This window comes from Hahella sp. CCB-MM4 (assembly GCF_002260525.1).
Lineage (GTDB): Bacteria > Pseudomonadota > Gammaproteobacteria > Pseudomonadales > Oleiphilaceae > Hahella.
The window spans coordinates 114,333-125,911 of the sequence record NZ_MRYI01000004.1 but is presented as its reverse complement, the minus strand read 5'-3'; the positions used below and the strand labels follow the sequence as shown (position 1 = coordinate 125,911).

The 11,579-nt window shown below is 45.6% G+C and carries 10 protein-coding genes; 3 read left to right on the top strand and 7 right to left on the bottom strand.

The features are described 5' to 3' along the window. Positions 1–21: 21 nt before the first annotated feature. Positions 22–1,146, top strand: a complete 1,125-nt coding sequence (locus BTA51_RS10325; protein ID WP_210404805.1) for a right-handed parallel beta-helix repeat-containing protein — start codon at positions 22–24, stop codon at positions 1,144–1,146. Between the two features lie 127 nt (positions 1,147–1,273). Then, positions 1,274–4,201 (top strand): hypothetical protein, encoded by a 2,928-nt coding sequence (locus BTA51_RS10320; RefSeq protein ID WP_094707373.1) that lies wholly within the window; start codon positions 1,274–1,276, stop codon positions 4,199–4,201. Here BTA51_RS10320 and BTA51_RS10315 read toward each other — a convergent pair whose 3' ends face one another. From BTA51_RS10315 to BTA51_RS10295, 6 genes are all read right to left on the bottom strand, one after another. After that, positions 4,202–5,086 carry an FkbM family methyltransferase gene (locus BTA51_RS10315; RefSeq protein ID WP_094707372.1) on the bottom strand — a complete coding sequence of 295 codons (885 nt, stop codon included), beginning with the start codon at positions 5,084–5,086 and terminating at the stop codon, positions 4,202–4,204. A gap of 33 nt (positions 5,087–5,119) precedes the next feature. Beyond that, the gene (gene xrtA, locus BTA51_RS10310) at positions 5,120–6,649 is read right to left on the bottom strand and encodes an exosortase A (protein ID WP_094707371.1); all 1,530 of its coding nucleotides are present in this window, start codon (positions 6,647–6,649) and stop codon (positions 5,120–5,122) included. A 46-nt stretch (positions 6,650–6,695) separates the two neighbouring features. Next, positions 6,696–7,799: a nucleotidyltransferase family protein gene (locus BTA51_RS10305; RefSeq protein ID WP_210404804.1), complete on the bottom strand. Its 1,104-nt coding sequence runs from the start codon at positions 7,797–7,799 to the stop codon at positions 6,696–6,698. After that, entirely contained in the window at positions 7,792–8,664 is an 873-nt protein-coding gene (locus BTA51_RS10300) for an HprK-related kinase A (RefSeq protein ID WP_094707370.1), read from the bottom strand. The genes BTA51_RS10305 and BTA51_RS10300 overlap by 8 nt, the downstream gene beginning before the upstream one ends. Positions 8,665–8,754: 90 nt before the next feature. After that, a complete protein-coding gene (locus BTA51_RS29900; protein ID WP_141215572.1) occupies positions 8,755–8,997 on the bottom strand; it encodes a hypothetical protein in 243 nt (80 codons plus the stop codon). Positions 8,998–9,000: 3 nt separating this feature from the next. Beyond that, on the bottom strand, positions 9,001–9,711 hold the full coding sequence (locus tag BTA51_RS10295) for a hypothetical protein (RefSeq protein WP_094707369.1): 711 nt from the start codon (positions 9,709–9,711) through the stop codon (positions 9,001–9,003). A gap of 175 nt (positions 9,712–9,886) precedes the next feature. Here BTA51_RS10295 and BTA51_RS10290 point away from each other — a divergent pair, with 175 nt between their 5' ends. Continuing rightward, positions 9,887–10,663 (top strand): ElyC/SanA/YdcF family protein, encoded by a 777-nt coding sequence (locus BTA51_RS10290; RefSeq protein WP_168188125.1) that lies wholly within the window; start codon positions 9,887–9,889, stop codon positions 10,661–10,663. Between the two features lie 125 nt (positions 10,664–10,788). Here the strand turns inward: BTA51_RS10290 and BTA51_RS10285 are convergent, their stop codons facing one another. Further along, positions 10,789–11,457, bottom strand: a complete 669-nt coding sequence (locus tag BTA51_RS10285; protein WP_094707367.1) for a class I SAM-dependent methyltransferase — start codon at positions 11,455–11,457, stop codon at positions 10,789–10,791. Positions 11,458–11,579 lie beyond the last annotated feature (122 nt).

Sequence of the window (11,579 nt, the reverse complement as noted above, 5' to 3'; positions counted from 1 at the left end):
CAGTGAAGTGGGGTCTTCGATATGGGAGCTGCAACCCAGCATAATTCAGCGGCACTGATCGTCCAATTCTTCATTATTGTGGCAGTGTCGCTGGCCCTCTATCTACCAGCTTTAGCCCTCGCCAGCAGCTCTCCTAAAGAGGGGGCTGCAGAAAAACCTTCCAGCACCATTATTGTTAAAGACGCCGTAGAACTGCAAAACACTATTAAATTAGCGAATAAGCTAGGGTTTACCACAGTGTTATTAATGGATGGTGTCTATAAAATAAGTAAAACCCTGGTGATCACAGGAAGTCATATTTCCATCGCCTCCTTTAACGGCGATAGGTCAAAAGTCATCATACGAGGCAATGGAATGCGAAAAACCAAGCGAGTGGATAACCTCATCAGGGTGTCCGGAAAATACTTCTCGCTTGATGGCATCACGTTAGAACAAGCTGGTAATCATCTGATACAGATCGCAGGAGAACAGGATGCGGATTTCCCAAGTATCCGTAATTGTGTTTTGCGTGATGGGTTTGAGCAGCTGTTAAAGGTGAGTTACAACCGGGACACCAGGATTGCCAGTGATTACGGTATTGTTGACAACTGCGTGTTTGAATATTCAGACGGCATAGGCCCCCAATTCTACATTGGTGGAATCGACGTTCATGGGGGGCAGGGCTGGATTGTTCGTAACAGCACGTTTCGTGATATCGCCAGTCCGTCAAAACATGTAGCAGAGCACGCGATTCACTTTTGGAATCGTACGAAAGACACTTTGGTTGAAAACAATGTCATCATCGATTGTGACCGGGGAGTTGGATTCGGGCTGACCAATCGGCCTAACGAAGGAGGGATAATCAGAAACAACGTATTTCTGCATCACGATAATGATGATCCCTATGCAGATGCATCCATCATTATCGAAGAAAGCCCGAATACCTTGATTGAAGGCAATCGCATATTCCAGGCTCATTCTTATCCCAACGCCATAGAATTCCGATTCGTTGAGACAGTCGGAGTTATCATTCGTAACAATATTACAAACAAAAAAATTCAGAATAGAGACGACGCACAGGGAACCCTTGAGGGTAACAAACTTGAAGTTGAGATCAATAAAATTATTCGTCCTGAAACATTGCGAGACCGCGGCGTAGCTTTTTGAACGAACTGAAATATTCCACCACCAATTGATTACTATAAAGGTGTAAAAGGCTTATTTAGATCAAAAAGTGACCTACATATGATTGGGGCTGCAGTTACAGTGGACGTGCACCCAGAGGTGTTTATATATGATTAGGTTAAATGTCTTAATATCCCTGGCAGTATTTTTTTGGAGTCTGGAAACGCTGGCAGCCCCCGTCGATTACGACATCGTTTATGTCAAGCAGCCCAGGCATGGTGACTCTGAACATATCAACTGGCCTGAAGCGGGCTTCCCTGCGAGAGTTGAGCAGGGCTCAGACCTGGTTCTGCTTCACCCTGATGGTTCAGAGGAAATTCTTGTGGATACGGAAAATGGTGCTGTTACCGATCCCTATGTTTCCTTTGACGGAAAGTGGGTTTTCTACAGCTTCTTTCCGGATGTTCGGACTTCCAGCTTAAACTCCCAGCGCGACAATCTTCCTTTGGAAGGGGCTGATATATACAAGATCAATCTCGAAACCAGAGAAATCATAAGACTGACCTTTCAGGAATTTACCCCGAATACCGGCTCTGGTAATTGGAATGAAGATAATCCCGTTAATCCAGCAAGCATATATAACTCTCTGGGATATGGGATATTAAATACCGGCCCGGCTCCTATAGCAGGAAACAAGATTGTATTTACCAGCAACAGGAATGGGTTTAAGCCTACCAAGAGCTACACCAGTCCAACCATGCAGCTCTATGTGATGGATGAGGATGGTAGCAATGTAACGGCCATAGCGCCTATGACCTTGGGGTCTGCGCTTCATCCAACTCCCTTAAAGGATGGCCGGATTGTATTTAGTAGTTATGAGTCTCAGGGGCTAAGAGATGTGAGGCTGTGGGGATTGTGGTCAATCTATCCGGATGGACGCCACTGGGACCCGGTGGTGAGTGCGTTTGGTCATGCTTTGGTATTCCATTTCACCACTCAGGTCAGTGACGGAAGAATCGTAGTAGAAGACTACTACAACAAGAATAACTTTGGATTTGGCTCACTATTGACGTTCTCCGATGAAAATCTATACGGCGAACCCAAATTCTTTAGTGCCATCAGAGAGGAAAATCCCAAAATTGAGCACACGGTTAATGGGAATCTGACCAACTTTCGCATGCCCTTTACCCCTAAAGGCATGTATGCCCTGACACCGTCAGCTACTGCGTTTGATACATCGGCAACTCCGGGACAGGGCAAATATACACATCCTTCTGCTGCTCCGGGAAATAACCTTCTCGTGGTCTGGTCTGATGGGCCCGTCAATAAACTGAACAGACCGTCGCCCTTTCCCGCGGTGGATTCAGGGATCTACATGATCGCGGGCATGGATACCGTATATGATTCGCAACAATTGGTATTGATAAAGAATGATCCGGAATACAACGAAGCCTGGCCGCGTGCTGTTGTAAAATACCGGGATATATATGGCGTTGATGAACCTGCCCAAATCGACTGGCTGCCAAATACCGGAAGTGTTCATCCGGAACTACCAGAAGGCACCCCTTACGGTCTGATTGGGACCTCCAGTTTTCTGAACCGGGAAACCATGCCTGGGGGAGAGGTGAGGGATGACTACCAGTTCGGAGGATTGGATGCTTTTAATACCAGCAAGAACAATCAGAACACCAACTGGAATCTGCAGGGTGCAGATGCCGGCAGATATACCGAGGACGATATCTGGGCTGTCAGAATTATTGCCATGGAACCATTCACCCATAAAGGGTACGGGCCAGAATCCCATTTCAACAGAGCGGCTTTTTTCCGAAATCATGCCGGCGAGCGATTGAGAATCCTGGGTGAAATACCGCTAAGGAAGTTTAATTCCGATGGCAGCCTGGTTGTGGATTCCAATGGAACGACTGACACCAGCTTTCTTGCCAAAATTCCGGCAGACACACCATTTACATTCCAGACGATAGATAAAAATGGCGTCGTGCTGAATATGGCTCAAACTTGGCATCAGGTTCGTCCCGGCGAAGTTCGCAATGACTGTGGCGGCTGTCACGCACATAGTAAGCCTGCGGTAGACTTCAGAAATACCTACGCTGGTCGGCCGGACTATCAGGTTTGGGATCTGACTAAAAATACACCGCTAATCACGAAGAACAGTGATGATCAGCCAACCGTTAAATTTGAACCTGAGTCTCTTGTGAATGTGGAGTTTTATCAGAATATCCGCCCTGTACTTCAAGAGAAGTGTGTAGGTTGCCACAATTCGAATGCTTATGGGGGCGCTCCTGCTGAGCTGGCCTTTGATGATACCAGTATCATTGAAGAGAGCTTTGTTCCCGTGGATTATGCAAGGTTGTGCGACGACCAAAGCGCGAATTGGGGGATTCCACCAGTGCTGAGGGTCAGTAATCAGCCGTTGTGGAGGCAAACCAATGCGAGTCGGTATGTAAGAGAGTTCCAAAGTCGTCGCAGTTTGCTGATGTGGAAAATATTTGGCGAACGAATGGATGGCTGGAGCAATAGCGACCACCCAACCGAGAGTGTGGCAGGAGATCCTGACACCTTACCTGAAGGGGTTATCGCCAATCAGGCTGATCTGGACTATACAGGAACAATTATGCCTCCAGTAGATTCCGGTGTCGCACCATTGACTATTGATGAAAAAATGACTTTTGCCCGTTGGATTGATCTGGGATGTCCCATTGATACCGCAAAAGGCACTGAGCGGGAAGGGTATGGCTGGTTCCTTGACGAAACAAGGCCCACGCTTGCTGTTACTTATCCTGCGCCAGGAAACTCCTTTTACCCGTTAACGCGCATTCTCGTCGGTGTGGCGGATGCATACACTGGGGTGAATGTATCCTCTTTGCACATTACGGCGGACTTTGAAGTCGATGGCAAAGCTCCGGGGACTGAGCTGGCTGAGGGATTCCGTCAGGTATCAGACGGCGTATATGAAATGACATTACAGAACTCAATTTACTCACTTAGTCAGGGTACACTCTTTGTATCTGTCAGAGACAATCAAGGGAATGTCACGAAAATGGAAAGGTCCTTTGCCATAAAACCAGAAGGTTGGTAATTATGCGGATATTCCAATGACATCGTATTGATGGAGGGCAAACTGTTCATAGAATGGACGGTTGCGATCAATCCTACGGTTGCCTTCAAGAGGGACGTACCAGGTAAACTGGCGTCCCTTTTCTGCGGTTTGAAATATGTCCTCTGGCGTCATGTTTTCTCTTCTGAGAACATCCGGGTGAAGCTCAACAAGGACTATTAGTTTCGTGGCAGATTGAAGAGCGCGTTCAGCTCCTTCAAAGAATGCCTGTTCTTGTCCTTCCACATCCAGCTTCACAACCACACAGTCATAGCCCGATAAAGAGTTTTGATCGAAAAGCTCGTCGAAGGTCGTCACTTCTGTCTTATGTGTCGATGCGTTCAATTCACCCTCGGTGAGCAATAGATGTCCTTCGTGATCGGAAGCGACACTCTCATCAAAGTTGAAGAAGGCATCCCCGGTAAAGTTTGAAATAGCTATCCGGCTCGTGACGGTCTCGACTTTGAGTTTAGAAGCATTGAGCTCGAGGATTTGGTATGACGCAGGATTGGGTTCAATAGCAACAATCAGGCTGATGTTTGGACAGCTTTCAGCCACTAATGCGGACACTATTCCGATGTCAGCCCCAAGATCAATGAAAGCAACAGATCCCTTTTCATTCTTGACTGTTTTCAGAAAAGGCTCTATCTCGTCGAGATAGTAATTTTGTGGGCCTCTATTCAGCCAGAAACACCACTGATCCCAGGGGATAAAAAAGGGGCTGCCACCAATCTTATGCCTGATCAAATGGCGACCAAGGCGATCTTTTAGGCGTTCGTACAGAAAGTATTTTCCCGGGGGATCTGTACGTTGGATTACCGTTATCAGCCAATTAACTATTGGCGGGAAAAAACTCTGCTTACTCATAGAGAGATATCACTTTACTCAACCTGACAGTTACTACCTTGTAAAAGGGAGGTCTTCGGCGATCGCTGGAAAAACCTCTTGCGCCGCATTGATGAGCGTTTGCTCTGCCTCAGTCTGATTGTTATCACTTGCTTTAATTGAAAACGCCACATAAGCGCCTTCCTGATGGCCAGTTAACAGAAACTGGGCTGTTTGGCTAAGCTTGGTCATGGTTTTGGATGATGACTGGAAATTGCTTAGCAGGTACCAGCTGAGCACAATTCTTTTCTCTCCATCGGGAGAGGTAATCGTCAAGAGACTGGCATCGTGAACGGGACTACCAAAGTTAACTGTACGCTGCTGAATAAGGCTCCAGCGCTCTATGTCAAAGTCTCTGTTAAGGTATGAGGCAAGTTCTCCGTCGCTCCCGGTACCGAACCAGGCCAGATATAACTCTATCTGCTCAGACTGATAGGGGAAAGACGTATGAAGTTTCTGAGTAGCGCCCTCAAACACCGGCTGCCATTTTGGCGAAACTACTGGAGATGCATCAGGAATTGAAATTTCTACATGGCTATAGTCGCTGGACCTTTTGGCATCAATCCATAGATAGCCAAATGCTAACTGGGCCAGTAAAACCCCTGAAATCAGTAACCCCGGCTTTTTAAATGTGTCGGCATTCCAGGCGGCGGAATAGTCTACGCCGCTCTCTCTCTTTTGCTGAACAGGAAGTGTAAAGGCTGACTGGGGTTCCCGCCCAATTTCCCCCATCAGTATCAATAGAAAGATAACGATGCTGAAGAACAGCCATCCATAGATCAGATGGTCTGCACCGACGGCATACTCCATATCCGAGGAATAGGCGATGATGATAATTCCATATACTCGTAAAACATTCGCTGCAATAGGAACCAGGAAAGAGATCAGAATGAAGAGGCCTTTTTTCCAGGGCTTTGTGTAGTTCAGATGAGCCAGCAGGCTTCCGATGACAACTGAAACAATGGTGAAACTGATACCAGAACAAGCTTCTGCAACAAGGAAGCGCCCCTGGGGAATATCAATATATAAACCGTTCCTGAAGACAGGGACGGAAGACAGATTTAAAAGAACTACCGACCACTTGGCTGCAATATCCTGCAGGTTCGGAATCAGCTGCTCGCCGATAGGGATCGCAAAAAAGAAGAATATCAGGGGGTAGAGGATCGTAATGGACGACCGAAACCCTATACAGAGGATGATGGCGGTAGGAATAAAAGAAAAAGCCGCCAGATGCATCAACACATTAATATCGCCGGCTTTTCCGAAAAGATAGATAAATGATATCAGCAATAAAGGGAGCAGAATAAGGTAAGCAGGAGTCGGTTTGGTGAGCGTCAGCTCTTCTTTTTTCCGATATATCAGATAGGCAGCAAAGGGCAGAACAAATGCGCAGTGATTAAAAATATCATTGTTCAGCCAGATCGTTATAGCAGTGTCGACACCCTCGTGAAACCCTGCGTACCAGAGAACAGAAACAGCCGATATCAGTAACACGAGAGACCTGTTGCTTTTAATGTCCTCGAAGAAGTTGGAGAGTGCTTCCATTTAAATCTAATCAGCCTCTTACTTAAGCTCTATATCTTTGCCGCTTTTATTGGGTTTTCTGTTTGTCGAAGAAGGTGTTACCAAGCAGATACTCAACGGTTAAACGCCAAGCCTTATTCATACTGTGATAGACCAGTATCGAGAGAGGCATTTTCAGGCGATGTCCTCTAATAAAGCCCATAAACACTGCAAGCGGATAAATGGGGCGGCGTACAAACGGGTGACTGGGTGAAAGCAGGTTTGTGAACATAAAATCGAGAACAGACTGCATGCGGCTCTTATGATGAGCTAGCTGCGTTGTAACAAAATCCGGCACTCCTGTTTGCATTAACCCTTCAGCATACCGGCATGCAAAGTAGAGTTCTTTTTCAAAGCCACAGGTTTTCGCCAGGTCGAGTAGTTGTTGCCAATAGTCTTCTGAGTTGCCTGACATCAGAATATGGATGTCCATCAGGTCACGGTATCCATATTTAAACTCTTCGTTGTAAAAAAGATGGATAAGGCTGTGTAACGTCATCGCCGCTTTGTCCAACACCTGATAACCATCTGAAGTCATCACGGTGTGGTCAAAAAGGATATTGATATCAGGTGCACGCATGGAAACGATGGGGATGATATTGTGGTGAATATCAATCAGTGTTCCCCGGGTAGCATGCTTCATGGGCGGGATTTCATGCGCCCATTGCCTATAGTATTTCTGGTCGTACTCGTCCATCTCTTCAGGGAGCCAGCCATGAAGTGTCATGGTTTTCTCAATTTCCCTGATATATTGTTTGTCCACCAATATATCGATATCACTGTAAGTTCTTCCGACACCTACCGGCAGGCCTGATAGAGAATATCCAGCTCCTTTCAGGAAAACCAAATGCGAACCAATATTGCCAATCTGTTGTTTGAGCAGGGCTGCCTCATAGTGAACCTGCTGATATTGCTTATCGGCGATAATTTCTGCATTTGTCAGATGATGCCTGGCATACTCGTGTAGTTGATCAAATATACCTTTTTTTCTGAAATGTTTGGCATAACGGGCCAGCAATTGTTGGTAGCGCAAAATCAGAATAGCTTTCTGCCACTGGTCAGCACTCAGTGTGGTGGCAAACTCTGGCTTAAGGTATAGACGGATAATGTCAGACGCCGTTATATCAGGCATGATCGATGATATCTTGTTCCAGAAACTCAATGACTTCCTCGAGATTACTATAAAAAATCTCAAAAGACTCTGCATTTTCTATAACTTTGGTCAGGGTTCTGAATCCTGTTGCGCCGTTGACTCCAAAGTTAAAGGCGTTTTCTGCAAACTGCATAAACCCCTGGGTTTTATTCAACTGGTAGATTTCCAGCTCTTTTCCCGCTCTGTAGTTTGGGAAAACCACCGCAACGATCCGGGCATTAGATTTGTTGTTTTTCCAACTTTGCTCTGGTGGAGATAAATGAACGACATCGCCTTTGTGGGTATTGTGCGCGACAGACGAAAAGTGTCCTTCAGGAAACCAGGACTTAGCCAGATCGATAGAGCGGTTCTTCAGGCAGATGGGACGGACGAATGGCGTCACTATATTGGTGTCAGGGTTAATGAGTGCCATTTCATCTGATAGCAGGCGCCAACCTTTAAATGCGAGGTAGGCGGTCAGTGTACTTTTACCTGATCCCGGTGGAGCCGGAAATAGTATAGCCTTGTCGTCCTTGGCCAGAACTGCCGAATGGGCAATGACATATTGCATCTCATTGGCTGCAATGGTCCAGTTCATACCCCACTCAAGAAGTGCATAACCTTGTTCTTGTCTTAGAGGCTTGAACGGTTCCTTTTGATCGCAGAAAAAGCGTGCTTGAGGTTTTATCAGCCGTCTGAAACCAGATCCTTTGCTCAGTGAGAGTGAATAGTCCGTAACCTGGGTGCTATTTAGTGAAACCTGGCCAGGATATAAACGGTATAGGTTGTCTCTAACGAGCTTTAAGTTGGTTTGAATATTGAACGAGAAAGGGTAAAGGTTCAGGCAAAAATTCTGAAGGGCCATGAAAAAAATGCTTTTGTTCTCTGATGGTCTTGGTTGCTACTTCCTTGCTGCCGCATGGTCAATCTTTCAAATATCGTCGACCGGGCGGAATCAACAGGGCTGCTGGTTTTCGGTACTAATGAAGCCCTTTTCAATCAAGCCTTTCAGTGGGTTATGGAATTTCTCAGAGGTATTTTGACTGAAATATACAGTCAAGGCTTCTTCTATCTGCTCTAACCTTAGCTCTATGCCGATGGTTTCACCAGTATTTGTATTAAAAAACACACAACCTGATCCATCAGAAAAGGGGTGGATGTCCACCCCTTTTGTCAATTTGCAATGTGCTAGTTCCATTGATCAGGATACGTTGCAGGTATTGGTGCCCACGTCGCAGTTTTGGATGATATATTCCAAAGAAGAAGCGAGTTCATAAGAACTGATTAACGCCTTTTCACACAAATACTGGGCAAATGCATCAACCGTCCCAAAAACATTTGTGATTGGGTAATAGATCCCTCTGGTGCCATGGTAAAGCGCATTCATATACATGCAGACCATGTACCTGTTGACGTTATGAGGGCCGGACAGATCGAAGTAGTTATCCCCATCTTTGGTTTTCAAAAAGTCAGGATTCTGACTTCCGTCGAGATCTGTGCTTGAGTTATCAACAACGGCACCTGAATCCCCTTCAGCATCTTTGGCGATATCAAACAAAGTCAGGTCGAAGTAGTAATTGTCATTCGACTTGATCTTACAAAAACCTGAAAAATTATTTTCGCTCAATGGCTCACAGCCAAAAACCGACTTGAAAGACAGATTTTTTTCGTTCGAAGGAAAGTGATTTTTCCAGTAGCCTGGAGAACGTAACTGGATTGTTATTCCATCAGCCCAGTCAGAGCCATGGCCTGAGGCAACAATTGACTGGGTAATTCCACCACCACCTGCCCAGACTGACTTGGTGGGAATGGTTGCAAGTACTGCACCGGCTGAGGCGCGTTGTAAAAACTGGCGTCTGGAGGATTTGCCTAGCGCAGACTCAGCAATGTTATCCTGCTTATTCGATTCCATCGGTTTACCCTAGAATGACGTTTAGCGGCTATTGTACGACTAAAACTGTGTGTTATTGGTAAAAAGTTATAAAACTATTAAAGCAAAAAATAAGCCAAAATGTAAGCCTATGTTTTTGAAGAAGTAAATTGTACCATAAAAAATATTTGTAAATTATTCTGACATGATGGAATGTATGGATACTCTCTTCTTTTTTAAAAAGCTGATCGGGTCATTTGTTTCGCCGGTGCCCATTGTTGTCTTCCTGCTGTTTTGTGGTCTGTACTTTCATTTTGTAAAACAGAGGTACTTGCTGTCAGGCAGGTTTTTTGGAAGTGCACTTTTTCTTCTGCTGTTATTTTCCATTCCAATTATACCAGGCTCATTGCTCCGTCCACTGGAATTGGAATACCCGGCATTTAATGACCCACCTATCCACGTGGATAATATTATGGTGCTGGGATGCTGGAACAATGAAGATGAAAAGCTTCCGGAAGTATCTAGAATTGCGCCATGCTCATTGTACAGGGTGGTTGAAGCATTCCGATTATCCAGGGTTTATCCCGATGCAAAGGTCATACTTTCCGGACATAAGGTGCCGGGATTCGAAGCTTCACATCCTGATTATTCCGCCGATTTCCTGGTGTCACTCGGCCTGGATCGAAAGCGTATAGAAGTGCTGGCCGGAAGTAAGGATACCGAATCTGAAGCGGATCTCGTAAAGCCGGTAAGTGTGGGCAAATCAAATTTGCTGATTACCTCGGCAGATCATATGAAAAGGGCTGTTAATATTTTTGACAGTGTAGGAATTCAAGTCATCCCTGTGCCTGTCGGGCATCTAACCAGTCGGGGTAAAACTCTTTCATATCATGTATTTACCCCTGATGCCACAGCATTGGCTTTAAGTGAAACGGTCATATACGAATTTCTGGGAAACCTCTGGTTCACTGTTAAACAATTGGTCCGCGAATGAATGAAAGTTAAGAAGAGGGAAGTGTTTAGTTTAAATTGTAGGGTGCTGGCTGCCGAATAGAATAAATTGCTATTGATGAGCTTAAGCCTGAACGAGAAATTGCTCGGACAGGCTTAGGATGTGAGTCACTGTGGCTTTCTGCATACTACGTCGTAGCAATTCCCTGAAATATTTTCATAGGTTACCTCGTAACCCGCTTCAAGCAGCTTATCCTTTAGCTCATCTTTATGATATGGCGTATACAAAATGCCTTTTTTGATTCCCCAGTCGTTAATCCTTTGGGCGATTCTATTGAAAGGCCAGGGAGTTCGTGGATATAGAAGAACGTTACAGGCCAGAGTCCCTCCTGGCTTCAATACCCGAAGGATATCCTTCAGTGAACCCTCTATGCTGGGAAAACAGTGTATTGAGTTGGCAATATTTGCGGTGTCAAAGAAATTATCAGGATAGGGAAGTTCCGCGGCGTCTGCGTGTTTCAGCGTGACGTCGGGGTTATCCTTGAATCTTTTGATAGCTCCGGCAAGCATTGACTCGGCGTAATCGATGCCGACTATATTGGAAGTTGGCATCTTCTTATATTTTCTCCAACGCAAAATCATTTCCAGCAAAGTGCCCGTACCGCAGGCCACTTCCAGATGGTTGTTCCCAAAGTTAGGGGCAAAAAAGCGGAGCTGTGCCCAGATTGTACTGTTATAGGCAAACGTAAGTATGAAGAAGCCCCTGATGTCATACCACCATGGTGGAGAAGAGTAGGCTTCGGCTATTTCGTCTCTGGTTTTGCCTGTGTTTTCCACGTTAATAATCCATTTATTGCTTATATTGAGGTTAACTAGCAGCTAAAAGTATAGGCAAAGATAGCTGCCGCACAACAGCTCTAATCGTTATCGGGGAGCTGCTGCATAAGCGGAACAGGGTG

Bases quoted from the DNA above. Each gene is read 5' to 3' on its own strand.
- BTA51_RS10315 (WP_094707372.1), bottom strand. From the start codon at position 5,086: ATGAGTAAGCAGAGTTTTTTCCCGCCAATAGTTAATTGGCTGATAACG.
- BTA51_RS10305 (WP_210404804.1), bottom strand. From the start codon at position 7,799: ATGCCTGATATAACGGCGTCTGACATTATCCGTCTATACCTTAAGCCA.
- BTA51_RS29900 (WP_141215572.1), bottom strand. From the start codon at position 8,997: ATGGAACTAGCACATTGCAAATTGACAAAAGGGGTGGACATCCACCCC.
- BTA51_RS10295 (WP_094707369.1), bottom strand. From the start codon at position 9,711: ATGGAATCGAATAAGCAGGATAACATTGCTGAGTCTGCGCTAGGCAAA.
- BTA51_RS10320 (WP_094707373.1), top strand. From the start codon at position 1,274: ATGATTAGGTTAAATGTCTTAATATCCCTGGCAGTATTTTTTTGGAGT.
- BTA51_RS10300 (WP_094707370.1), bottom strand. From the start codon at position 8,664: ATGGCCCTTCAGAATTTTTGCCTGAACCTTTACCCTTTCTCGTTCAAT.
- BTA51_RS10325 (WP_210404805.1), top strand. From the start codon at position 22: ATGGGAGCTGCAACCCAGCATAATTCAGCGGCACTGATCGTCCAATTC.
- xrtA (WP_094707371.1), bottom strand. From the start codon at position 6,649: ATGGAAGCACTCTCCAACTTCTTCGAGGACATTAAAAGCAACAGGTCT.
- BTA51_RS10290 (WP_168188125.1), top strand. From the start codon at position 9,887: ATGGATACTCTCTTCTTTTTTAAAAAGCTGATCGGGTCATTTGTTTCG.